This window comes from Novosphingobium sp. (genome assembly GCF_040398825.1).
In the GTDB taxonomy this organism is placed as follows: Bacteria; Pseudomonadota; Alphaproteobacteria; order Sphingomonadales; family Sphingomonadaceae; genus Novosphingobium.
In genome coordinates this window covers 1-22,345 of the sequence record NZ_JBBATI010000028.1, presented here as the reverse complement: position 1 = coordinate 22,345, position 22,345 = coordinate 1, and the positions used below count along the sequence as shown (strand labels likewise).

The following is a 22,345-nucleotide window of genomic DNA, read 5'->3' as shown; positions in this document are numbered from 1 at the left end:
CCGGGCGCACCGCCGCTGCGGCCTTGCGCAAGGGGCAAAAGCTGGCACAACCATGGCCATGCCCGGCCCTGTTCGCACCCTGATGATGGCCACCATGCTGATGGCGTGGCCCGCGCTCGCCGCAACGCCGGCGCCGCGCGCCGACCCCGATGAGGCCGCTTTTCGCGCCACGTATCGCACGCTGGTGGAAACCGATACCACGCTGGCGCATGGCGATTGCACGCTGGCGGCCGCGCGCATGGCTGATGTGTTGCGCGGCGCCGGTTTTGCCGCCGACCAGCTGGTGGCCTATGCCGCGCCCGACCATCCCAAAGAGGGCGGGCTGGTCGCGGTGTGGCCCGGGCGCAACCCGGCGCTGAAACCGCTGCTGCTGATCGCGCATATCGACGTGGTGGAGGCAAAGGCCGAAGACTGGCCGCGCGATCCGTTCACGCTGGTCGAAGAAGGCGGTTATTTCCGCGCACGCGGCGCCGCGGACGACAAGGCGCAAGCGGCGATCTTTGTCGATGCCCTGGCGCATCTGGCGCGCGACCATGCGCGCCCTGCGCGCACGGTCAAACTGGCGCTGACCTGTGGTGAGGAAACCAACGGTGCATTCAACGGCGCGCAATGGCTGGCCGCCAATGCCCGCGACCTGATCGATGCCGGCTTTGCGCTGAACGAGGGCGGCGGCGGGCGCACCAATGGCAAACCGGTGGCCAGCGGCGGCAAAGTCGTGGCCCAGTCCATCCAGGTCGGTGAAAAGGCCTTTGCCAATTTCCGCATCGAAACCCGCAACAAGGGCGGTCACAGCGCCGCCCCGCGCCCCGACAACGCCATCTATCAGCTGGCGCACGCGCTCGACCGGATCGAGGCCACCAGCTTTCCGGTGGAATTCAACGACACCACCCGCGCCTATTTTCAGGCCGTGGGCACAGCGCGCGGCGATGCCATGGGCGCGGCGATGCTGGCACTGGCGGCCGATCCAAATGACAAGGCCGCGCTGTGGACGGTCGATACCGACACGTTCCTGCACGCCAATCTGCGCACGACCTGCGTGGCGACCATGCTCGATGCCGGCCATGCGCCCAACGCGCTGCCGCAACGCGCGCGCGCCAACGTCAATTGCCGGATTTTTCCCGGCCACAGCGTGGCAGACATCGGCCACGAGCTGGAACGCGTGATCGGCGACCCCGACGTGGCGGTGACCGCGCTGCCGCCCCTGCGCCCGGCACCGCCGCCACCGCCGCTTGACCCCTCGGTGATCGATCCGGCGCGGCGGCTGGTGGCGAAATACTGGCCGGGCGTGGTGCTGGCGCCGGCCATGGCCAATGGCTATACCGATGCGACGTTCCTGACCGCCGCCGGCATCCCGACGTATGGCGTGCCCGGGCTGTGGGGCGATCCCGACGGCAATGGCGCACACGGGCTGGACGAACGCATCGAAGTGCAATCGCTGTTGACCGGGCGGCGCTTTCTCAATGATCTGATCCGCGCCTATGCGTTTTGACGTGCGGCGCGGTAACACAGGGGTGATGGATATGATCGCACGCATTCTGGCGGGGGCGATGCTGGCGGCCGCTGCCGCACCGGCGCTGGCCGCCGATGACCCGACCGAAACGGCATTCCGCACCACCTACAAAGAGCTGGTGGAAACCAACACCACCGCGTCGTCAGGCAGTTGCACGCTGGCGGCGCAGCGCATGGGTGCGCATCTGGCGGCGGCGGGCTTTACCGCCGATCAGATCACCTATTACGCTACCCCGGAACACCCGAAAGATGGCGGGCTGGTGGCGGTGCTGCCCGGTACATCGGCTACGCTGAAACCGATCCTGCTGCTGGCGCACATCGACGTGGTGGAGGCCAAACGCGCCGACTGGACCCGCGATCCGTTTACGCTGATCGAGCAGGGCGGTTATTTTTGGGCGCGCGGCACGTTTGATGACAAGGCGATGGCATCGGTGTGGGTGGACACGCTGGCGCGGCTGAAGGCGGGCCACATCAAGCTGAAGCGCACGGTCAAACTGGCGCTGACCTGTGGTGAGGAAACCACCGGCGCGTTTAACGGCGCGCAATGGCTGGCGCGCAACAAACGCGATCTGATCGACGCCGAATTCGCCATCAACGAAGGCGGCGGCGGGCGCACCGATGGCAAAGGCCTGGTCGAAGGCGGGCGCCTGGTCGCGCAGACCGTGCAAGTGGGCGAAAAGGCCAGCCAGGATTACCGCGTGGAAACGCGCAACCCCGGCGGGCACAGTTCGATCCCGGTGAAGGACAACGCGATCTATCAACTGTCGGACGCGCTGATCCGCCTGCGCGCCCATGAATTCCCCGCCGAACTGAACGACACCACCCGCGCCTTTTTCGCGCGCGGCGGCGCGGTGTTTGGCGGCCCGGTGGGTGCGGCGATGCAGACCGTCGCCACGGCCGCGCCCGACAGCGCAGCGTTCAAGGCCGCCGTCGCCGCGCTCGACCATGACAGCAGTTTTCATTCGACCTTGCGCACCACGTGCGTGGCGACGATGCTCGACGGCGGCCATGCCACCAACGCGCTGCCGCAACGCGCCGGCGCGATCGTCAATTGCCGCATCTTTCCCGGCCACAGCTTTGATGAAGTGCGCAAGGTACTGGAAGGCGTGTTTGCCGATGCCGGCGTGACCGTCACCACCATGGACCCCGACCACGTCCTGGCCAAGGCCCCGCCGCTGAACCCGAAAGTGATCGGCCCGATCGAAACGCTGGTGGCCAAACACTTTCCCGGGGTGCCGCTGGTGCCCACCATGTCCACCGGCGCCACCGACGGCATCTATCTGGAGGCGGTCGGCATCCCGACTTATGGCGCGCCGGGCATCTGGGCCAACCCCGATCTAAACGGCATCCACGGGCTGAACGAACACCTGGAGGTCGCGTCCCTGCTGCGCGGCCGGGCGTTTCTGTACGATCTGGTGCTGGCCTATGCGAAGTAATGGCTGGCTTGCGCGTCAGGGGATTTCGGCGGCAGGTTTGCGGACGGTTACTTTCAGAAAGGTTGCGGGTATGACGGTGTCATCGCCGCTGCCGGTGTTTTGGACGGCAAACAGCGCCGCAAGCTCGTTGTGCAGGTCATCGGCCTTGCCGTTGCCTTGGGCGGCGGCAAACGCGTTCATGGTCGGGCCGTAATAGCACCGGAACGCGCCGAGCAGGCCGGCCGGCGGACCGGGATAGCGGAACACATAAGTCGCCGGTTCGCAGACAATGTCGCCGGGTGCGATCCCTGCCGCGCCGAACCGCTCGACCACATTGGCGGCGATGCCCCATGAAACCGGGCTGATGAAACCTTCGGGCGGCGGCGGCGTATAGGCGGCGCTGATCTTCAGGATCTGTGCGACCAGCGTGGGGTCACCGGGAATCCAGTTTCCCATGACGATCCGGCCACCGGGTTTGGTTACGCGCACCATTTCGCGCGCAACGTCGGCCGGGCGCGGCGCGAACATCGCCCCGAACATGCTGACAACCACATCAAACCGATCATCATCGATGCCGGCAAGGTCCGATGCATCGCCTTCCTGAAAGCGCAAATTGCCAAGCCCTGCCTCGGCAGCCCGGGCATTGCCGGCGGCGACCAGATTGCTGGCGATGTCGATGCCCAGCACATCCGCGCCCAATTCGGCGGCGGGCACAGCGGTGGTGCCGTCACCGCAGCCCAGATCGAGCACCGCCATACCGGGCCCAACGCCCAGACTGTCGATCAGCGCGCGCCCGCTGTTTCGCATGGTTGCGGCAATTTTGGTGAAATCGCCTTTTTCCCACAGAGCCTTGTTCGGATTCATGACATCCCCCATTTCGCCCGATGCTTTTCAAACCACGCGCGAACAGTCGGTTGGGCGATTTTTCGACAATCCTTCCGGGTCTGATTGCCGGGTATACCACACAACCACGGCCTGGACCGAACACGAAGTTGCCAGCACCGCGCGCGCGATCCAAACAAAAGCGCAGTGGCACCAGTCATGGCGAAATCACCAAGCGCCGATAATGCCAACAGGCTGATATATAGCCGTTATTGCGTTCATCATCACGCATGGTCGGTATTCTGGGTGATCCAAAACCGCGAGTCTTTAAAATGTAATACGAATAAAGGCATTTTTGAAGTCTTGCAACGTGCGTATAGCCCCAATAACTGATTCGAATCGCCGGGGGGCAACCATGAAAAAAATCGTACAAAACGCGCTTTGCGCGTTGCTTGTTGTGTATGGAATGTCCGGATACGCCAGCGCGCAGACGGCGCTGCCGAATTACGGAAATTACCAGGGCCTCGATGCCAATTACCGCATCGGTATTCAGCTGTCCGATGCGTTGCTTAATCTGCCCACGCTGTCAGCTTCGTTTCAACAATCCACTATCAGCGATATTACGCGGTATGTCGATCCGGCCGAGATCGCTGCTTATGTGAACCTGCCAGGCGCTCCTCCGATCGTCAGCACGATTTACGCGCAGCAGGGGCAGGTCAACGGCGTGTTCGATGTGCGCGGTGTGCCTGTGCTGGCCGGCTATAATCTGTTGAGCCCGGTTCTGACGGTGCGGTTCATCGATCTGCGCAGTGCGCCGGCGCTGGACCCAGGCGGCACATTGCAGTTGCCACGCTGACCGATGCATCGGGCCAGGCTTGCAGTTTTACCTACAACGGCACCAACCGCACGCAGAGCTTTGCCCAGTTCGATACCGATACCAGTGACGGCAACACGCCCGTCGCCCGCCGCATGTTTCAGTGCCTTGCCCGCGGCTGGGCCAGTTCTTCACCGGTCGATCCACTGGCCGGCAACCCCTATTCGCTGCAAAGCACGCTGGTGCGGTCTGCGCTCGATCTCACCCAGGGGGATTCGCTGGTGGAAATGACCGCCCGCGCAGGTGCCAATACCGGCGCCAATTCGGCCGGGGATCCGTGGGCGATCGGGGCATCGTATTCGGGCGGCACGGCAGACCGTTTCCACCTGATGCGAATTGACGGGCGGGTTACCAAGGGCTGGCGGGTTTTCGCCGGAAGCCGCGCGCGGTTGCGGCTTGACCTGCCGTTCAACTACACCCGGATCAAGGGGGCCAGCGCCTATACCGGCCAGATCGGGCTTGCGCTGGAATATCCGATCAAGCGCAACTGGTCGATCGAACCGCGCATTTCCTATGGACTGACCTATTCGGGCGATCAGGGCTCGGTCGGACATATCGCGCAAGGGGCGGTTACCAGCCGCTATGTGATCGGCGGGTTGGGGCGCGGTGCGCTGACAATCGGCAACATGGTCGGATATTCGACCACGCTGAAGACGCCGGGGGATATCGACCTGAACCCCCACATCAACAATTGGGTGTTCCGCAATGGCCTGGCCTATGAACTGCCCTTGAAAATGCGGGTCGCTGCGCGGGCCACCTCTGTGCGCGCCAGCTATGCCTTTACGACGTATTCCGGCGCCAAACTTTACAACAACAACTTTCACGAAGCGACGGTATCGTTCGGGCTGCGCGGGCGTGAAGACACGCCCAGGCAATTTCGTGACGTGGTGCGCGTGATTTTCAGCACCATTCAGGCGCGCGGCTTTCGCACCTATACCGGCGGCGTCGGCTTTCAGTTCTGACCCTTTCCCGCTTGGCAGGGGCTGAGCGTGTGCCACCCGCCGCGTTGACAAGCCCGGTGATGTCGGTGACGTTCGCGGCTGGTTGCGCAACGGGGGCAGGGTGATGGCGTCACATTCGCAAGGGGCACCGCCCATCCGCTATGGCTGGGTGGTGGGGCTGATGCTGGTGGTGCCTGGTGCGGTGCTGGCGTGGTTCGCCGGCGGCGCGCTGCATTACCTGACCGATTGGTCGGTGGCGTCGTTCACCCCCTATTACTGGGGGCGGCGGATCGGGCTGCTGGTCCATATCGTGCCGGGCATGGTCGCGTCGAGCGTCGGGCTGGCGCAGGTCTGGCTGGGGTTGACCGGGCGGTCCGGGGTTGCGCACCGGCTGCTGGGCCGGGTCTATGTTGTGGCGGTGGGTACGGGGTGCGGGGGCGCGGTTTACCTCGCGCTGACCATTCCGGGGCATTTCGCCTATGCCAGCGGGCTGTTTTTTCTGGCCATGGCCTGGGCGGTAACGACCGTGATGGCGGTGGTGACGATCCGCGCGCGGATGGTCGCGGCGCATCGCTACTGGATGCTGCGCAGCTATACCGTCACGTTTGCGTTTGCCCTGTTGCGGGTGGTGGATCAGCCATTGCACTGGCTGATCCCGGTGCCCGCCGATCCGGTGGCCGACCAGATTGGCACGATGACCGCATGGGCCAGCTGGGCGCTGCCGCTGCTGGCGCTCGACGTAGTGTTTCAGCTGCGCCGGATCATTTCAGAAAATCGCCAATCGCATCGTTAAGGAATTTGGCATCGGCCGGCGTTGCCCCGGCGCCGGCGGGGTGGCCCCACAGGCTGGGGATGGGTTTCAGGGTGACACGGGGGATGAACGCCGCCTCAAACTGCGCATCGCCAACCGGGAAATAGAGGTCGGTGGCGCTTGGCATATACAGCACCGGCGCGGTGATCGACCGCAGCGCCTTTGGCGCGTCGCCATGGAACCCGGGGGTCATGCCGACATCGTGGCGTTGCCAGGCGCGCATCTGCAGGATCAGGTCGTTGGCATCGGCACCGGGGATAAAGCTGGTGCGGTACCCGGCGATGACTTTGTCCAGCGTGATGTCGGCGGGGGCACCTTCACGCCACAGTTCGCGCCGCCACCATTCCTGCGAATAGAGCCAGGCGGTCCATACCAGATTGAACGCCTCGATCCCCTTGGCCGGCTGGGCCTGGTAATCGCCACCGGCAAAGGTTGGATCGGCGGCGATCGCGGCGATCTGGCTTTCCAGCCGGACGATGCCGTGGCCATAGGTCTTGGCAGTGCCGGCGGTGGCGACGATGCGGTCGGCAAATTGCGGATGGCTGACCGCCCATTGCAACGCCTGCTGCGCGCCCATTGAAAAGCCGATCACCGCGCGCACATGCGTCACGCCATAATCATGCGCCAGCATGGCCCTCACCACTTCGACATTGTCGCGGATGGTGGTGACCGGAAAGCGCGGGCCGTGGAACGGTTCGGGCGTGTTGCTGGGCGATGATGTGCGGCCATTGCCGAACATTTCGGTCGCGACGATAAAATAGCGATCGGGATCGAGCGCCAACGTCTTGCCGATCAGCCATTCATAGCCGTGCCAGTCGGCCATGTAATGCGATGGCACCAGGATCACGTTGTCCTTTGCCGCATTCAACCGGCCATACGTGCCATAGACCAGCGTGACCGCGGGCAGCACCGTGCCGGATTCGGTGGCAAAATCGTGCAGCACCAGCCGGTGTTCTTCACCCTGCGGCACGACTGCGGCCGGGCTGGCGGCAGAAGCAGGGGCAGGCGCAGGATCGGCATTGGCAGCCTGCGCCGGTCCCGCAACCGGGGCGGACAGGATCAGCGCGATCAGCGCGGCGAGGTGTTTTGGCAACATGGCGACACTCCAGCAGGCGCCGCCCTGCAAAAACCCCGGCGGCCTGTGGCAATCTGGCGCAGGCACCGGGCGGGGGCAAGCGCGCGTGGGGGCAAGCGCGAAGGGGGAGGCAGTTTTCAGCTGTGCAAAAATCCTGCCCGATCGGCCATGTCGGGCGATCAGCACTTGACGCGGGCGCGGCACCCGTGTTGCTTATCGCCATGCGTCATCAAGTGGTCATGCGGGTATCCCATGGCTCCCCCAGCGGGAGCAACGGGGCTGTCGCATTGCATAGCCGGTCCGGAGCATGCTTCATAAGGCGTTGATGGATAGGGCGGCTTCGGCCAGGCCCCACAGCGGCGATGGCGCCGCACAGTTCAATATTGCGCGTTACGTGGCCGATGCCGGCTTTGCCAACCATGGCAGCAGCCGCCACTTGTCAAATTGCCCGGCGCTGGTGCTGAACGCTGATTACACCCCGCTCAGCTATTACCCGCTCAGCCTGTGGCCGTGGCAGACCGCGATCAAGGCGGTGTTTCTGGAACGGGTGGACATCATCGCCACCTATGAACGCGAAGTGCACAGCGTGTCGTTCGACATGAAGATCCCGTCGGTGATCGCGCTGCGGCAATATGTGCGGCCATCGGAATTTCCCGCGTTCACGCGGTTCAACCTGTTCCTGCGCGACCGGTTCATGTGCCAGTATTGCGGCGGGCACGACCATCTGACGTTTGATCACGTGGTGCCGCGCCGGCTGGGCGGGCGCACCACCTGGGAAAATGTCGCCGCCGCCTGTGCACCATGCAACATGAAAAAGGGCGGCCGCACCCCCGAACAAGCCCATATGCGGCTGATCGAGGAGCCGATCCGGCCCACCACCTGGCAATTGCAGGACAAGGGCCGCGCATTTCCGCCCAACTACCTCCACGACAGCTGGCGCGACTGGCTGTACTGGGATGTGGAGCTGGAGGGGTAGCGCCCGGTCCTACGTCTTTTTCAATTTCCGTTCTCCGACCAGAAACAGCGCCAGTGCCACCAGTGCGATGGTGGCAGACACCAGCATTGGCATCGTTGGCAGCATGATCCACGCGCCCGGTCCGCTGCAATGCGCCAGCGTCTGCGCGTAAAGCGGCGGGCCGATGATTTGTGCAACGGACGATACCGATTGCACCGTGCCCTGCAATTCGCCCTGGCTGCGCGCGTCGACCGCCTGGCTGTTCAGGCCGGAAATCGACGGCTGGACAAACCCCATCACCGATCCGACCGTGATCGCCAGATAGACCATGGCGGTGCCGGTCGCCACAACATACAGCAGCGATGCCGCCACCAGCCCGCCGACGCCCAGGATCACCGCGCGGCGTTCGCCCAACAGCGGCAAAGCCCGGCGCAACCCCAGCCCCTGCATCAGCGCAGAAGTCAGCCCGACCATCGCCAGCGCCAGCCCGACCTGCCAGGTGGTAAAGCCATAGGCGGCGATCGCCATATACGACCACACCGACGGATAGACGATATGCGCCAGTTGCCACACCCCCAGCGCGGCGATGAACCACAACACCGTTTCATCCTGCCCGCGCAGGCCACGCAACGATGACAGGGCATTGGCGCGGCGCCAGTCAAACGCGCGGCGATCGCGCAACGGCAGCGATTCTTTCAGAAACACCAGCCCGAACCCGAAATTCGCGAGCGCCAGCAGCGCCGCGGCCAGAAACGGCAGCCGCGGTTCGATCGACCCCAGAATGCCGCCCAGCGCCGGCCCGACGACAAAGCCGATGCCGAATGCAGTCCCGACCAGGCCAAAACTGGCGCTGCGTTTTTCGGGCGGGGTGACATCGGCGATATAGGCATAAGCAGCGGAAAAGCTGGCCCCGGTGACCCCGGCCAGCATCCGCCCGACCACCAGCCAGCCGAATACCGGCGCACCCCATTGCAACAGGTAATCCAGCCCCAGCGCCAGAATCGCCGCCAGCATCACCGGCCGCCGCCCGAACCGGTCAGACAGATTGCCAATCACCGGGGCAAAGATGAACTGCATGGCGGCATAGCCCGCGCTCAGCCAGCCGGCATAGCCGGCGGCCACAGCGATCGGCACATGCGCCAGATGCATGATCAGCCCCGGCAACACCGGGATGACAATGCCAAAACCCAGCATGTCGATCAGCACTATCGCAAACACAAATCCCAGCGATGCACGATGCGTCATGCCATTCCTTCCCGGCAAGCTGTTCCTGACCGGACGCGTGTCAGCGGCGGATCAGGCCGCTGCGGCGCGGCTGGCCAGTGCGGCTTCGCATTCGGCCAGCAGATTGGCCATGATCGTGGCCACGGGCAGTTCTTCGGTCACCAGCCCGACCGATTGCCCGGCCATGATCGACCCATATTCGACATCGCCATCGATCACCGCACGGCGCAGTGCCCCGGCCCAGAAATGTTCGATTTCCAGCTGTGCCGCACCCATGTCCAACGTGCCGGCATCCAGCAACTGCGCCACCGCGATCTGTTTGGCGGTAAACTCCTCAGTTCCCTTGTTTTTCAGCGCGCGCACGGGGATCACCGGCAGCCGCGGATCGACCTGCACCGATGCCGTGGCATCGCGCGCATTGGCGCGGAAAAACGCCTTTTTGAACGCCGGATGCGCGATCGATTCGGTGGCGGCGGCAAAGCGCGTGCCCAGTTGCACCCCGGCCGCACCCATTTCCAGGTACCCCGCCATCGCCTCACCCCGGCCGATCCCGCCGGCGACGAACACGATGTGGTCGTGCGCCAGCGCAGGCAGGAATTCCTGCGCCAGCACGCCGGTGGACACCGGGCCGATATGTCCGCCAGCCTCGCTGCCCTCGATCACCAGCGCATCGGCGCCGCTGCGAAACAGCTTTTTGGCCAGCGCAATGGTTGGCGCGAACACGATCACTTTGGCACCAAATGCCTTGATCGCCTCGATACTGCCCTTGGGCGGGATGCCGCCGGCCAGCACGACATGGCTGACGCGGTGCTTTGCCGTGACTGCGATCAGATCGAACAGCATGGGGTGCATGGTGATCAGGTTTACCCCGAATGCCCGATCGGTCAGCGCACGGGTGGCGGTGATTTCGGCATCGAGCAATGCGGGCGTCATCGCCCCGCAGGCAATCACGCCAAACCCGCCGGCATTGCTGATCGCAGAGACCAGGTGGCGTTCCGAAACCCAGCTCATCGCGCCGCACAAAATGGCATGTTCGCTGCCCAGGAATTCGGCGCCACGCGCCATAAGGGCTGCTGTCTTTGGATAGGCAGTCATGCTAACAAATGTCCTTGATGTTCCGAGCCGGCCAATTGCGCCGGATCGGACGCTGGCGATCCTTACGGTGGGTCGCCCGGCTGGGCAAGGCCCGCGTCAAAGCGTTATCATCAAAAGCGATTATATTGACGATATTATCCCGTTTAATCGATCACAAGTCTTGCGCTATCGCCGCTTCATCGATCTTGCGAAAGGGAACGCCCATGAACGCCCAGACCCAATGCCCATTCCATGCCGGAACCAGCAAAGCCGCGATCGCCAATGCGCTGTGGTGGCCAAACCGGCTGGACCTGTCGATCCTGGCACAACAGGCGCCGCAGGCCGATCCGCTGCCCGCCGATTTCGATTATCGCAGCGCGTTCAGCGCGCTCGATCTGGCGGCGGTCAAGGCTGATATCTTTGCGCTGATGACTGACAGCCAGGACTGGTGGCCGGCCGATTATGGCCATTACGGCCCGCTGTTCATCCGCATGGCGTGGCACAGCGCGGGCACCTATCGCATATTTGACGGGCGCGGCGGCGCGGGCAGCGGCAACCAGCGCTTTGCCCCGCTCAATTCGTGGCCGGACAATGTCAATCTCGACAAGGCGCGGCTGTTGCTGTGGCCGATCAAGCAGAAATATGGCCAAAGCCTGAGCTGGGCCGACCTGATGGTGCTGGCGGGCAATTGCGCGCTGGAATCGATGGGGCTGCCCACCGCCGGGTTTGGCGGCGGGCGCCAGGATATCTGGGCGCCGGAAACCGACATCGACTGGGGTCCGGAGGCCGAATGGCTGGCGGCAGAGCGTTACAGCGGGACGCGCGATCTGGCCGATCCGCTGGGCGCGGTGCAGATGGGGCTGATCTACGTCAATCCCGAAGGGCCGGACGCGAACTGCGATCCGCTGGCATCGGCGCGCGACATCCGCGACACCTTTGCCCGCATGGCGATGGATGATACCGAAACCGTCGCGCTGATCGCCGGCGGCCACACCTTTGGCAAGGCGCATGGCAATGGTGATGCGGCACTGCTGGGCCCCGCCCCCGAAGGTGCGCCGATCACTGCGCAAGGGCTGGGCTGGATCAGCGCCAACCGCAGCGGGCGCGGGATCGATGCGATCACCAGCGGGCTGGAAGGCGCGTGGACCAATGACCCGGTGCGCTGGGACAACGGTTATTTCGACAATTTGTTCGGCCATGACTGGGAACTGACGCAAAGCCCGGCCGGTGCGCACCAGTGGAAACCAAAGGGCGATGCCGGCGCAGGGACCGTGCCCGATGCGCACGATCCATCGCTGCGCCATCAGCCGATCATGTTCACCAGCGATATCGCGCTGCTGGCCGACCCCGCTTATCGCGCAATCGCGCAGGATTACCACGCCCATCCCGACAAGCTGGCGCATGCCTTTGCCGAAGCCTGGCTGAAACTGACGCACCGCGACATGGGGCCGATCGCACGCTATCTGGGCCACGAAGTACCCGCCACCCCGCGCATCTGGATGGACCCGGTGCCGCCGGTTACCCACGCGCTGATCGATGCCGACGATATCGCTGCGCTAAAGGCGCAGATCATGGCCAGCGGATTATCGGTGTCACGGCTGGTGGCCACCGCATGGGCAGCGGCATCAACCTGGCGCCACACCGACAAGCGCGGTGGCGCCAATGGCGCGCGCATCCGGCTGGCCCCGCAAAAAGACTGGGTGGTCAACGACCCGGCTGAACTGGCCGCGGCGCTGGCGGTGCTTGGCGAAATCCAGACCGCGTTCAACGCCACCGCCACGGCAGGCAAACGCGTCAGTCTGGCCGATCTGATCGTGCTGGGCGGGGTTGCCGCGGTCGAGGCAGGGGCATTGGCCGGCGGCCACGCGATCACCGTGCCGTTCACCCCGGGGCGGACCGACGCCAGCGATGAGTCGACCGATGTGGAATCGTTCGCCGTGCTGGAGCCGAAAGTGGACGGGTTCCGCAATTACCGCAGCGGCGGCACGGCGCGATCAGAGGAAGAATGGCTGGTCGATCGCGCGCATCTGCTGGGGCTGTCCGCGCCGGACATGACCGCACTGGTCGGTGGCCTGCGCGTGCTGGGGGCAAACAGCGGCGGCAGCACGCTGGGCGTATTCACCAATCGCGTCGGCGTGCTGAGCAACGACTTCTTTCGCACCCTGCTGGCATCGACCACCACCGATGACTGGCGCGAAAATGGCGATGGCACGTTTACCGCGCACGACCGCCGCACCGGCGCGACCAAATGGCAGGCCAGCCGCGCCGACCTGATCTTTGGATCCAATTCGCAATTGCGCGCGCTGGCAGAGGTCTATGCCAGCGCCGATGGCGAAGCGCGGCTGGTGGCGCAGTTCGTGGCGGCCTGGACCAAAGTGATGAACGCCGACCGTTTCGATCTGGCGTGATGCGATGGCAGACGCCTTCCTGCGGGGAGGCGTCTGCCATACCTATATCAAGAAGATCCGCTCGTCCTGAGCCTGTCGAAGGACGCGCGCAAACCAGCCCGGCCTTATTCCGCGTCCAGGCCGTAAGCCGTGTGCAGCACGCGCACGGCCAGTTCGGTCTCATCCGAATCGATCAGCACCGACACCTTGATTTCCGACGTGGAAATCGCCTGGATGTTGATCGCGCGATCGGCCAGCGCCTTGAACATGGTCGCGGCGACCCCGGCGTGGCTGCGCATGCCGACACCAACCACCGAAATTTTCGAAACCTTGCTGTCGGTGCTCAGCTTTTCATAGCCGATTGCGGCGCGGTTGCCGTCCAGCACCGCCTTGGTACGTTCCAGGTCGGACTGCGGCACGGTAAACGTCACGTCGGTATCGGTCTGGGCGCGGCCGACGTTCTGGATGATCATGTCGACGTTGATGTTGGCTTCGGCCAAGGGGCCAAAGATATGCGCAACCGCGCCCGGCCGGTCGGGCACCGCGGTCAGGATGACCTTGGCATCGTTCTTGTCGGCGGCGATCCCGGTGATCAGCTGGCGTTCCATATCGAGGCCCTCAAGTTCATCGTCCGACACGATCATCGTGCCGGGCAGGGTGTCGGCGGCGGGTGCGCTTTCATCGATAAACGATGACAGCACCTGCACGCGCACGTTTTCCTTCATCGCCAGGCTGACCGAACGGGTCTGCAGCACTTTCGACCCGACCGATGCCAGTTCCAGCATTTCTTCATACGTCACGTTTTTCAGCTTGCGTGCCTTGGCGACGATGCGCGGGTCGGTGGTATAGACGCCATCGACATCGGTGTAGATGTCGCAGCGGTCGGCGCGGATCGCTGCCGCCACTGCCACCGCCGATGTGTCAGACCCGCCACGGCCCAGCGTGGTGATCCGGCCGGCGTCGGACACGCCCTGAAACCCCGGGATCACCGCGATTTCGCCGCTGGCCATCGATGCCAGCAACTGGCCCGCATCGATCCCTTCGATCCGCGCCTTTGATGCGGCATCGTCGGTGTGCACCGGCAATTGCCAGCCCAGCCATGACCGCGCGCGGCACCCCAGCGCCTGCAGATGCAGCGCCAGCAGCCCCGATGTGACCTGTTCACCGCTGGCCACCACCACGTCGTATTCGGCCGGATCGTAAAGCGCGCTGGCCTCACGGCAGAAATTGACCAGCCGGTCGGTTTCGCCGGCCATCGCCGATACCACCACGGCCACTTCGTGCCCGGCGGACTGCTGGCGTTGCACGATCCGCGCGACGCGGCGGATGCGCTCGGTGCCGGCCATCGACGTGCCGCCGAATTTCATCACGATGCGGGCCACGCGCCTGCTCCCCACCCATAAAACGCAAATACCCACACAGCCCATGGACCGTGCCAGCCGCGCGCTTTAGGGGTGGGGCATGAGCAATGCAACACCGATTCCGGCGACGATCCGCCCCGCTGAGGCCGCCCATTTTGGCCGGCTGGCCGATGACTGGTGGGACCCGGCCGGGTCATCCGCGATGCTGCATCGGCTGAACCCGGTGCGGCTGGGGTTTATCCGCAGCGCGATCGACGCGCATTTCGGCGGCGATCCGCGCAGCCATCGGCCGCTGGCAGGCCGGCGTGCGGTGGATGTCGGCTGCGGCGCCGGGCTGCTGGCCGAACCGCTGGCGCGCATGGGCGCGGAGGTAACCGGGATCGACGCAGCGGCAGACAATGTGCGCGTTGCCATTGCGCATGCCGCAGCGAGCGGCCTGGCCATCACCTATCACTGCGGCGACGTGGCGGATCTGGGCCTGGCCGGGTACGATCTGGTCACATCGATGGAGGTGATCGAACATGTCGCGGACAAGGCCGCGTTTGTTGCCGCACTGGCGGCCGCGCTGGGCGAACATGGCCTGATGATCCTGTCCACCCCCAACCGCACGGCGGCATCGCGCGTGCTGCTGGTCGAAGGCGCGGAACGGCTGGGCATGGTGCCGCGCGGCACGCACCACTGGCATGATTTTGTCACGCCGATCGAATTGCATGACCTGCTGGCCGGCGCAGGCCTGACGATGGGCAATCCGCAGGGCATCGCGTGGGGCCCGGCGCGCGGGTTGCACCTGTCGGACAATTGCGCGCTGAACTATATTGTGACGGTCACCCGCGCGGGGTGAGGTGCGGGCATCGTTCGCTGTGCGCGCAAGTATCCGAAAAACAATAAATACCCGCTCGTGCTGAGCTTGTCGAAGCACACGCGCGGTGCGTGGTCTGGGCGAAGAACCGCGCGGGGCCGACGTTGGCACGTGTGCTTCGACAAGCTCAGCATGAGCGGGGTTGGTGAAATAGGTGAACGTGGTTTGAGGTAGGTGCGGCCGAGCGAAAGCCGAATCAATCGGCCTTGGGCAAAAACCGTTCGATCAGGTCGCGCGCCAGCCGCGCCGGGCGCAGCGTTTCGGCATCGATGCAGCACCAGCTCGAATGCACCTCGGCCAATACCTCTTCGCCGCGCTTGATCACCGTCTGGTACATCGCGCGCGCGCCCTGCACCTTTTCCAGCACGACATGCGCGATTGGCGCATCGTTCAGGAAGGTCGGGCGGCGATAGGTAATCTCGTGCTTCAGCGCGACCCACAGATGGCGCGCGACATCCTCGGCCGGGGCGAACGCCTGCCAATGGTCGATCACCGCATCCTGTACCCATTTGAGGTACGACGCATTGTTGACATGACCCATGAAGTCGATGTCGGCAGGATCAATGTGAATCGCGAAGCGATGGGGTGCGGCAGTGGTTGTCATGCGCGGATGCGTATCACACCCCCGGCCCCCCCGCCACAACTCCCGCCCAAAAGGGCGCGCGTGATCAGGCCAGCGCGGATGCCCATTCGGCATCGCGAAACCCCACCAGCAACCCGCCGGGATATTCGACAATCGGCCGTTTGATCAGCGACGGCTGCGCCACCATCAGCGCGATGGCCTTGGCCGCATCAATCCCGGTCTTGTCAGCATCGGGCAATTTGCGAAACGTGGTGCCGGCGCGGTTGAGCACCACATCCAGCCCGGCCGTATCAATCCACCGGGCCAGTTGCGCCGCATCGGCCCCGGCCTTTTTATAGTCGTGGAACGTGTACGCTACCCCCCGCGCATCCAGCCACGCACGCGCCTTTTTCACGGTGTCGCAATTCGGGATGCCAAAAACCGTCATGTCCATGCCGTTCACCTTGCTGTCCAACCCGCTGCGATAGCCACAATCTCAATAGCATCGGCCTTCCCGGCAAATTCAACGTACTCGCCGACTTCCGCACCGATCATCGCGCGCGCCAGCGGTGCGGTGAACGACAACAGCCCTGCCCCCGGGTCTGCCTCATCATCGCCCACCAGCGTGACCGTGCGGTCCTTGCCATTGTACCGCAGCGTGACGGTGCAGCCGAACGCCACTGTCTGGCCATCGGGGTGCGGCATCACTTCGGCGGTGGATTGCCGCGTGCTCCAATAGCGGTGGTCGCGGCGCGCCGATTTGATGGCGGCTTCGTCGGTCAGGGTGGCGATCAGCGCCTCGATCGCGGTCACTTTGGCCGCGATCAGTGCCAATCCGCGCGCCGTAACGCGGTTGGGGCCGGGCGGGATCGGCAGTTCGAATTTGGGTTCCAGGTGTTCGTCATCGCCTTCGCGGCGGAATGCGACGCTCACGTCAGCTCCCCGGCGCGCCGGGACGGCTGAACGCCACGATCAGCCGATAGGTCAGTTCCCCGCCCAGCACGAAACGTTCGGCGCTGACGCGTTCATCGCGGCCATGCGCGCGATAGTCATCGATATCGTCAAACAGCGACGCCACGCCATAGCTGGGCACGCCGGCGGCGCGGGTGTAAATCGAATCCGATGCGCCCGCATCCATGTCGGGCATGACCGGCAGCCCGGGCAAGAGCGTGTGCACGGTGTCGGCGATGGTGGACCACACCGCCGGGCTGGGCGGGGATTCGGGGGCAGGCTTGGCCGGGGTGATCACCGACAGCGTGACGCCAGGATCATTGATGGCGCCGACCAGAGCGGCCTGCACCTGATCGGTGGTATCGCCCGGCAGCATCCGGCACTGGAGGGTGGCGCGCGCGGTTTGCGGCAGCGCGTTTTCGGCGTGGCCGCCGCTCAATTGCGTGGCGACGCAGGTGGTGCGCACCGCGGCATTGTCGGTGGGGTTGTCGGACAGCCGGTCGGCCGCGGCCAGATCGCCACTGCCCACCGCGATCATGTCGGGACGGCGCGGCCCGGTCTGCAATTTGCCCAGCGCGGCATATTGCGCGCGCACGGTGTCGGTTAGGCGGGTGGGGAAACGGAACGCCGCCACGCGGCCCAGTGCGGCGCTCAATTGATAGATCGCGTTGTCAGGCCGGGGTTCAGAGGAATGGCCACCACGGTTGCTGGTCTGCGCGGCAAAGCTGACAAACAGCTTTTCACTGGTTTCAAAGCCATAGGATTGATAGCGTCCGCCGCGAAACGCCGCGCGGCCAGCATCGGGGTTGAGCACGAGGCCGGCATCGATCAGATCGCGATGCTGCGCCAACAGAAAGGCGATCCCGGCCGCCCCGCCGCCCTCTTCATCAGGAGTGAACGCGGCAATCACATCACGCGCCGGGGTGTATTTTTCGGTTTTCAGCCGGATCAGTGCGGCGACGACATTGGCGTCCTCACCCTTCATGTCGATCGCGCCGCGGCCATAGATCCAGCCATCGCGTTCAGTCATCGCAAACGGCGGGACGGTCCAGTCGGATGGCTTTGCCGCCACCACATCCAGATGGCACAGATACAACAGCGCCTTGGCATGGGCATCGCGCCCGCGCAGCCGCACGATCAGGCTGGGCCGTGCGGGCGCGTCGGCGGGCGCCACCACGGTCACATCGCCAGGCGCAAACCCGGCAGCCAGAAACCGCGCGCGCAACGCCTCCACCGCAATCGCGGTGCCGTGTTCGCGCGTGGTGTCGATCGCCAGCAATTCGCGCAGGATGGCATGCGCGGTGGTTTCACCCGCAGACGCGCCCGCCGTCACGGCATCGCTGGCCGCCGCCGGAGCGGGGGCCAGACCCAGCGCGCAGGCCATGCCCAAAACCGGGCCCAATCGTGTCGCGCGCCGCATCACGGCCCCTGCCCCTGTCATTGTCTTGCTAACCCAGGTTGCGCGCAAACAGCGCCAGCAATTCGGCCCAGCCGCGTTCCGCCGCATCGTGGTCATAGACCGGAAAATCGGTCTGCATCCAGCCGTGCAACGCACCCGCATAGATTTCGGCGGTATAGCGCAGGCCAGCCGCATCCAGCGCGGCGACCAGGCGTTGATGCATGGCCAGCGGATAGAAATCATCCTTGTCGGCGCCCGCCACCAGCACCTCGGCACGGATGTGCGGCGCCAGCAGGTGCGGGCTGTCGGGCGCATCGGTGGCCAGCGCCCCGCCGTGGAAACTGGCGGCGGCGGCAATCTGATCGGGAAACCTGCCCGCCGCGGTCAGCGCCATGCCACCGCCCATGCAATAGCCGACCACACCCATCGGAAAGCGCGCGACATCGCTGCGGGTTTCCAGCCATCCCAACAGCGCCTGCGTATCGCGCGTTGCCGGTCCATAGCCGGTGGTGGCCATCAGTGGCCCGATCGTGCCCATCAGATCGCCCTGGAACACCACGACCGGGTCCATCACCGGATAGGCGCCGGCGCGATAGAAAAAGTCGGGCAGCAGCACGCAATAGCCGGCATCGGCAATCCGCTGCGCCAGCGCGATCAGCGCGGGCCGGATCGCCAGCGCATCCATATAGACGATCACCGCCGGCCACGGGCCCGTGCCGGCGGGCGTCAGCAGATGGGCCGGGCAATGGCCGTCGGCGGTCGGGATCACGATCTGTTCGTGCGGCATGGTTCGCTCCAACGCGGGGGTCTGGGCGGCTTATGCCGCCATCAGGTATCAAACTCAATCGGGCGTGTTTTGCCTGCGCGCCGGATCGATCAGCGCCATCAATTGCAAATCCACCCACCGCCCGGCAATGAATTGCGCCTGCCGCTGCACACCCTCGGTCACGAAACCCAGCTTTTCATACAGCGCGATGGCCGGGTCATTGTCGGCGTGCACGGTCAGGCTCAGCCGGGTCAGGTTAAGATGGCTGCGGCAGAAATGCAGCGTCAGTTCCATCGCCTCTTGCCCATAGCCGCGTCGGCGATCGCCCGGTTTACCGATCAGCAGCCCCAGATTGGCGCTGCGATGAATCGGGTCGATCGCGGTGATCTGCACATAGCCGGCAAGCTCAGTGCGCCCGATCCGCCGCACCGCCAGAAAAATCCGGCGGGGATCGCCCATCGGGTTCAGCCAGAAATCGCGTTCCCGGTCGACATTTTTGGGCAGATAGGGCTCATTCAACCGGGCGATTTCGGGATCATCCCCCCATGCGAACAGCCGCGCCAGATCATCGGGCAGGATCGGGCCAATCGCCACCAGACGTCCGCTGAGCATGGTCGTGGCCTTTCATCGCCGACGCCCGGGATCGGGCGCACCGCTGGCCGCCATCATAGCCGTGCAGGGCAGGCGCGCAAAGCGCGATGGTCGGGCAAAAGGTGGACATTTGCAGCCGATATGGGCAAAGGCCCTGATCCATGAGCCGCAACACTTTCGGACATCTCTTTCGCTTTACCACCTGGGGGGAAAGCCACGGGCCCGCATTGGGCGCGGTGGTCGACGGCTGCCCGCCGGGGCTGTCGCTGACCGAGGCGCAGATTCAGCCGTGGCTGGATGCGCGCCGCCCCGGCCAATCGCGCTTTACCACGCAGCGGCAGGAACCTGATCAGGTGCGCATCCTGTCGGGCGTGTTCGAAGGGCGCACCACCGGCACCCCGATCAGCCTGATGATCGACAATGTCGACCAGCGGTCAAAGGATTATTCCGACGTGGCGCGCGCCTATCGCCCGGGCCATGCCGACTATGCCTATGATGCCAAATACGGCTTTCGCGATTATCGCGGCGGCGGGCGATCATCGGCGCGCGAAACCGCCGCGCGGGTGGCCGCCGGCGGTGTGGCGCGGCTGGTGATTCCGGAGGTCGCGATTCTGGCCTATGTCACCGCGATTGGTGGCGATGCGATCGATCCCGCCAATTTTGATCCCGCTGAAATCGCCCGCAATCCGTTTTTCTGCCCCGACCCTGTCGCGGCGGCGCGGTGGGAAACGCTGGTCGATCAGGCACGGCTGGCCGGATCATCGCTGGGCGCGGTGGTTGAATGCCTGGCGACCGGCGTGCCGGCCGGCTGGGGCGCGCCGCTCTATGGCAAACTGGATGCCGAACTGGCCTATGCGATGATGGGCATCAACGCGGTCAAGGGCGTGGAAATCGGCGATGGCTTTGCCGCCGCCGCCAACACCGGCGAAGGCAATGCCGATCCGATGCGGCCGGGCCATGAAGGTCATCCGCTGTTTACCGCCAACCATGCCGGCGGGATTGCCGGCGGGATTGCCACCGGGCAACCGGTGGTGGTGCGCGTGGCGTTCAAGCCGACCTCATCGATCCTGACCGCCATGCCGACCGTGACGCGTGAGGGTGAGGCGACTGACCTGTTCACCAAGGGCCGCCACGACCCCTGCGTCGGCATTCGCGGTGTGCCGGTGGTTGAGGCGATGATGGCGCTGGTGCTGGCCGATCAAAAACTGTTGCACCGCGCACAATGCGGGTAAGGTGTGTTTCGTAACGCGCCGGGGGTGCGGGGTGGTGGGTGGCACTTCCAAACCCCAGACAAAAGGATGACTTCGTGGCCAAACGCCTGACCTTGTTCATCCTGATCGGCATGGTGGCCGGGATCGCGCTGGGCGCCGCGCTGCACGCGGGGTATCCTGCCGACAGCAAGACGCTGGCCAATGTCGCCGACCTGCTGAAACTGCTGCCCGAAGTGTTTCTGCGGCTGATCAAGATGATCATCGCGCCACTGATCCTGGGCACGCTGGTGACCGGGATCGCGGCGATGGGCGACAGCAGCGCGCTGGGGCGGATCGGCGGGCGCGCGCTGGGGTGGTTTGTCTGCGCCAGCCTGACCTCGATCGGGCTGGGGCTGGTGCTGGTCAACCTGTTCCAGCCGGGCCACGGGTTGCATTTCGTGGCCGCCGCACCGGTGACCGCGCTGGCCACCGGCGATTTCACGTTTCGCCACTTTGTGCTGGAAATCGTGCCGACCAGCGTGATCGACGCGATGGCACAGAACAACGTGCTGCAAATCCTGGTGTTTGCGCTGGTTGCCGGGGTGGCGCTGTCCGCCCTGGGTGAAACCGGCGCACCGCTGGTGCGCGGGGCCGAGGCGCTAGTGGCGATGATGCTGACGATGACCGGCTATGTCATGCAGGCCGCGCCGCTGGCGGTGTTTGGCGCGCTGGCATCGGTGATCGCCACGCGCGGCCTGGGCATCATCGTGACCTATGGCGCGTTCGTGGCCGAATTCTATGCCGGGCTGGCATTGTTCTGGCTGCTGCTGTTTTCGGTCGCCAGCGTGTTTCTGGGGCGGCGCGCCTGGCTGCTGGCGCGTTATGTGCGCGAACCGCTGTTGCTGGCCTATTCCACCGCCAGTTCGGAATCCGCGCTGCCCCGGCTGTTTGAAGCGCTGGACCGGTTTGGCGTGCCGCGCCGCATTTCGGGATTCGTGCTGCCGCTGGGCTATTCGTTCAACCTGGACGGATCGATGATGTACACCAGCTTTGCCACGATGTTCATCGCGCAGGCGTACAACATTCCGCTGTCGGCCGGGCAACAGCTGGCCATGTTGCTGACGCTGATGATCACGTCAAAGGGCATCGCCGGGGTGCCGCGCGCCAGCCTGGTGGTGATCGCCGCGACGCTGACGCAGTTCGGCCTGCCGGTTGAAGGCATCGCGCTGCTGCTGGGGGTCGATACCTTCCTCGACATGGGCCGCACCGCCACAAATGTGATCGGCAACGCGGTGGCGACCGCGGTCATCACCCATTGGGAGGGTATGCTGCAACCGCCCATGGACCCCGACGCGCCGGTCGCCATGCCACCGCACGACACGCCGGAACACGGGCGCAAGGGGTTGCACCTGTAATCCTCCCCGAATCGGGGAGGGGGACCGCCTGCAAGGCGGTGGAGGGGCCCAAACCCCACGCGATGGCGTCGCGCCCAGAGGCACCGCCCCTACACCAGCTGCGCTGGTCCCCCTCCCCCCTCAGGGGCTAGCAGATTCACACATTGCGTTGGGCTCCGAGGAGG

21 protein-coding genes are annotated in these 22,345 nt (G+C 64.9%); 10 read left to right on the top strand and 11 right to left on the bottom strand.

Features of this window, described 5'->3' with window-relative positions:
* Window positions 1-58 precede the first annotated feature (58 nt).
* The gene (locus ABWP89_RS13605; RefSeq protein ID WP_502915295.1) at window positions 59-1,489 is read left to right on the top strand and encodes a M20/M25/M40 family metallo-hydrolase; all 1,431 of its coding nucleotides are present in this window, start codon (window positions 59-61) and stop codon (window positions 1,487-1,489) included.
* A gap of 31 nt (window positions 1,490-1,520) precedes the next feature.
* Window positions 1,521-2,945, top strand: coding sequence for a M20/M25/M40 family metallo-hydrolase (locus tag ABWP89_RS13600; protein WP_502915294.1), 1,425 nt, complete (start codon window positions 1,521-1,523; stop codon window positions 2,943-2,945).
* Between the two features lie 15 nt (window positions 2,946-2,960).
* Here ABWP89_RS13600 and ABWP89_RS13595 read toward each other — a convergent pair whose 3' ends face one another.
* Complete coding sequence (locus tag ABWP89_RS13595; RefSeq protein WP_353229929.1) at window positions 2,961-3,788, bottom strand: class I SAM-dependent methyltransferase; 828 nt, start codon at window positions 3,786-3,788, stop codon at window positions 2,961-2,963.
* A 373-nt stretch (window positions 3,789-4,161) separates the two neighbouring features.
* Here ABWP89_RS13595 and ABWP89_RS13590 point away from each other — a divergent pair, with 373 nt between their 5' ends.
* The 3 genes from ABWP89_RS13590 to ABWP89_RS13580 all read left to right on the top strand — a co-directional run bounded on the left by ABWP89_RS13590 (window position 4,162) and on the right by ABWP89_RS13580 (window position 6,354).
* The gene (locus ABWP89_RS13590; protein ID WP_353229928.1) at window positions 4,162-4,602 is read left to right on the top strand and encodes a hypothetical protein; all 441 of its coding nucleotides are present in this window, start codon (window positions 4,162-4,164) and stop codon (window positions 4,600-4,602) included.
* A 113-nt stretch (window positions 4,603-4,715) separates the two neighbouring features.
* Window positions 4,716-5,582 (top strand): hypothetical protein, encoded by an 867-nt coding sequence (locus ABWP89_RS13585; RefSeq protein ID WP_353229926.1) that lies wholly within the window; start codon window positions 4,716-4,718, stop codon window positions 5,580-5,582.
* Between the two features lie 103 nt (window positions 5,583-5,685).
* A complete protein-coding gene (locus ABWP89_RS13580) occupies window positions 5,686-6,354 on the top strand; it encodes a DUF2306 domain-containing protein (protein WP_353229925.1) in 669 nt (222 codons plus the stop codon).
* On the opposite strand, the gene ABWP89_RS13575 is transcribed toward ABWP89_RS13580, so the two are convergent.
* Entirely contained in the window at window positions 6,323-7,468 is a 1,146-nt protein-coding gene (locus tag ABWP89_RS13575; RefSeq protein WP_353229923.1) for an alpha/beta fold hydrolase, read from the bottom strand. The genes ABWP89_RS13580 and ABWP89_RS13575 overlap by 32 nt on opposite strands.
* Window positions 7,469-7,754: 286 nt before the next feature.
* On the opposite strand from ABWP89_RS13575, the gene ABWP89_RS13570 reads away from it, so the two are divergent.
* Window positions 7,755-8,423, top strand: coding sequence for an HNH endonuclease (locus ABWP89_RS13570; protein ID WP_353229921.1), 669 nt, complete (start codon window positions 7,755-7,757; stop codon window positions 8,421-8,423).
* Window positions 8,424-8,432: 9 nt separating this feature from the next.
* Here ABWP89_RS13570 and ABWP89_RS13565 read toward each other — a convergent pair whose 3' ends face one another.
* Window positions 8,433-9,647, bottom strand: a complete 1,215-nt coding sequence (locus ABWP89_RS13565; RefSeq protein ID WP_353229920.1) for an MFS transporter — start codon at window positions 9,645-9,647, stop codon at window positions 8,433-8,435.
* A 51-nt stretch (window positions 9,648-9,698) separates the two neighbouring features.
* The gene (locus ABWP89_RS13560; protein ID WP_353229918.1) at window positions 9,699-10,721 is read right to left on the bottom strand and encodes an NAD(P)H-dependent flavin oxidoreductase; all 1,023 of its coding nucleotides are present in this window, start codon (window positions 10,719-10,721) and stop codon (window positions 9,699-9,701) included.
* Between the two features lie 203 nt (window positions 10,722-10,924).
* Here ABWP89_RS13560 and katG point away from each other — a divergent pair, with 203 nt between their 5' ends.
* Window positions 10,925-13,108 (top strand): catalase/peroxidase HPI, encoded by a 2,184-nt coding sequence (gene katG / locus ABWP89_RS13555; protein WP_353229917.1) that lies wholly within the window; start codon window positions 10,925-10,927, stop codon window positions 13,106-13,108.
* Between the two features lie 104 nt (window positions 13,109-13,212).
* Here katG and ABWP89_RS13550 read toward each other — a convergent pair whose 3' ends face one another.
* The gene (locus ABWP89_RS13550; RefSeq protein WP_502915293.1) at window positions 13,213-14,469 is read right to left on the bottom strand and encodes an aspartate kinase; all 1,257 of its coding nucleotides are present in this window, start codon (window positions 14,467-14,469) and stop codon (window positions 13,213-13,215) included.
* A gap of 79 nt (window positions 14,470-14,548) precedes the next feature.
* Here ABWP89_RS13550 and ubiG point away from each other — a divergent pair, with 79 nt between their 5' ends.
* A complete protein-coding gene (gene ubiG / locus ABWP89_RS13545; RefSeq protein ID WP_353229916.1) occupies window positions 14,549-15,289 on the top strand; it encodes a bifunctional 2-polyprenyl-6-hydroxyphenol methylase/3-demethylubiquinol 3-O-methyltransferase UbiG in 741 nt (246 codons plus the stop codon).
* Window positions 15,290-15,503: 214 nt separating this feature from the next.
* Here ubiG and ABWP89_RS13540 read toward each other — a convergent pair whose 3' ends face one another.
* The 6 genes from ABWP89_RS13540 to ABWP89_RS13515 all read right to left on the bottom strand — a co-directional run bounded on the left by ABWP89_RS13540 (window position 15,504) and on the right by ABWP89_RS13515 (window position 19,597).
* Entirely contained in the window at window positions 15,504-15,911 is a 408-nt protein-coding gene (locus ABWP89_RS13540) for an acyl-CoA thioesterase (protein ID WP_353229915.1), read from the bottom strand.
* 64 nt (window positions 15,912-15,975) lie between these two features.
* Window positions 15,976-16,323 (bottom strand): arsenate reductase, encoded by a 348-nt coding sequence (locus tag ABWP89_RS13535; RefSeq protein WP_353229914.1) that lies wholly within the window; start codon window positions 16,321-16,323, stop codon window positions 15,976-15,978.
* Between the two features lie 5 nt (window positions 16,324-16,328).
* Window positions 16,329-16,802, bottom strand: a complete 474-nt coding sequence (locus ABWP89_RS13530) for a GreA/GreB family elongation factor (protein WP_353229913.1) — start codon at window positions 16,800-16,802, stop codon at window positions 16,329-16,331.
* Between the two features lies 1 nt (window position 16,803).
* Window positions 16,804-18,204 (bottom strand): M20/M25/M40 family metallo-hydrolase, encoded by a 1,401-nt coding sequence (locus ABWP89_RS13525; protein WP_353229912.1) that lies wholly within the window; start codon window positions 18,202-18,204, stop codon window positions 16,804-16,806.
* 64 nt (window positions 18,205-18,268) lie between these two features.
* Window positions 18,269-19,006, bottom strand: a complete 738-nt coding sequence (locus ABWP89_RS13520) for a dienelactone hydrolase family protein (RefSeq protein ID WP_353229911.1) — start codon at window positions 19,004-19,006, stop codon at window positions 18,269-18,271.
* Between the two features lie 54 nt (window positions 19,007-19,060).
* Window positions 19,061-19,597: a GNAT family N-acetyltransferase gene (locus tag ABWP89_RS13515; protein ID WP_353229909.1), complete on the bottom strand. Its 537-nt coding sequence runs from the start codon at window positions 19,595-19,597 to the stop codon at window positions 19,061-19,063.
* 140 nt (window positions 19,598-19,737) lie between these two features.
* Here ABWP89_RS13515 and aroC point away from each other — a divergent pair, with 140 nt between their 5' ends.
* Window positions 19,738-20,808 carry a chorismate synthase gene (gene aroC / locus ABWP89_RS13510; protein ID WP_353229908.1) on the top strand — a complete coding sequence of 357 codons (1,071 nt, stop codon included), beginning with the start codon at window positions 19,738-19,740 and terminating at the stop codon, window positions 20,806-20,808.
* A 74-nt stretch (window positions 20,809-20,882) separates the two neighbouring features.
* A complete protein-coding gene (locus ABWP89_RS13505; protein ID WP_353229907.1) occupies window positions 20,883-22,181 on the top strand; it encodes a dicarboxylate/amino acid:cation symporter in 1,299 nt (432 codons plus the stop codon).
* Window positions 22,182-22,345 lie beyond the last annotated feature (164 nt).

Bases quoted from the DNA above. Each gene is read 5' to 3' on its own strand.
- ABWP89_RS13585 (WP_353229926.1), top strand. From the start codon at position 4,716: ATGTTTCAGTGCCTTGCCCGCGGCTGGGCCAGTTCTTCACCGGTCGAT.
- ABWP89_RS13580 (WP_353229925.1), top strand. From the start codon at position 5,686: ATGGCGTCACATTCGCAAGGGGCACCGCCCATCCGCTATGGCTGGGTG.
- ABWP89_RS13565 (WP_353229920.1), bottom strand. From the start codon at position 9,647: ATGACGCATCGTGCATCGCTGGGATTTGTGTTTGCGATAGTGCTGATC.
- ABWP89_RS13605 (WP_502915295.1), top strand. From the start codon at position 59: ATGCCCGGCCCTGTTCGCACCCTGATGATGGCCACCATGCTGATGGCG.
- ABWP89_RS13525 (WP_353229912.1), bottom strand. From the start codon at position 18,204: ATGGCCTGCGCGCTGGGTCTGGCCCCCGCTCCGGCGGCGGCCAGCGAT.
- ABWP89_RS13520 (WP_353229911.1), bottom strand. From the start codon at position 19,006: ATGCCGCACGAACAGATCGTGATCCCGACCGCCGACGGCCATTGCCCG.
- katG (WP_353229917.1), top strand. From the start codon at position 10,925: ATGAACGCCCAGACCCAATGCCCATTCCATGCCGGAACCAGCAAAGCC.
- ABWP89_RS13600 (WP_502915294.1), top strand. From the start codon at position 1,521: ATGATCGCACGCATTCTGGCGGGGGCGATGCTGGCGGCCGCTGCCGCA.
- ubiG (WP_353229916.1), top strand. From the start codon at position 14,549: ATGAGCAATGCAACACCGATTCCGGCGACGATCCGCCCCGCTGAGGCC.
- ABWP89_RS13560 (WP_353229918.1), bottom strand. From the start codon at position 10,721: ATGACTGCCTATCCAAAGACAGCAGCCCTTATGGCGCGTGGCGCCGAA.
- aroC (WP_353229908.1), top strand. From the start codon at position 19,738: ATGAGCCGCAACACTTTCGGACATCTCTTTCGCTTTACCACCTGGGGG.
- ABWP89_RS13575 (WP_353229923.1), bottom strand. From the start codon at position 7,468: ATGTTGCCAAAACACCTCGCCGCGCTGATCGCGCTGATCCTGTCCGCC.
- ABWP89_RS13595 (WP_353229929.1), bottom strand. From the start codon at position 3,788: ATGAATCCGAACAAGGCTCTGTGGGAAAAAGGCGATTTCACCAAAATT.
- ABWP89_RS13515 (WP_353229909.1), bottom strand. From the start codon at position 19,597: ATGCTCAGCGGACGTCTGGTGGCGATTGGCCCGATCCTGCCCGATGAT.
- ABWP89_RS13570 (WP_353229921.1), top strand. From the start codon at position 7,755: ATGCTTCATAAGGCGTTGATGGATAGGGCGGCTTCGGCCAGGCCCCAC.
- ABWP89_RS13590 (WP_353229928.1), top strand. From the start codon at position 4,162: ATGAAAAAAATCGTACAAAACGCGCTTTGCGCGTTGCTTGTTGTGTAT.
- ABWP89_RS13535 (WP_353229914.1), bottom strand. From the start codon at position 16,323: ATGGACATGACGGTTTTTGGCATCCCGAATTGCGACACCGTGAAAAAG.
- ABWP89_RS13540 (WP_353229915.1), bottom strand. From the start codon at position 15,911: ATGACAACCACTGCCGCACCCCATCGCTTCGCGATTCACATTGATCCT.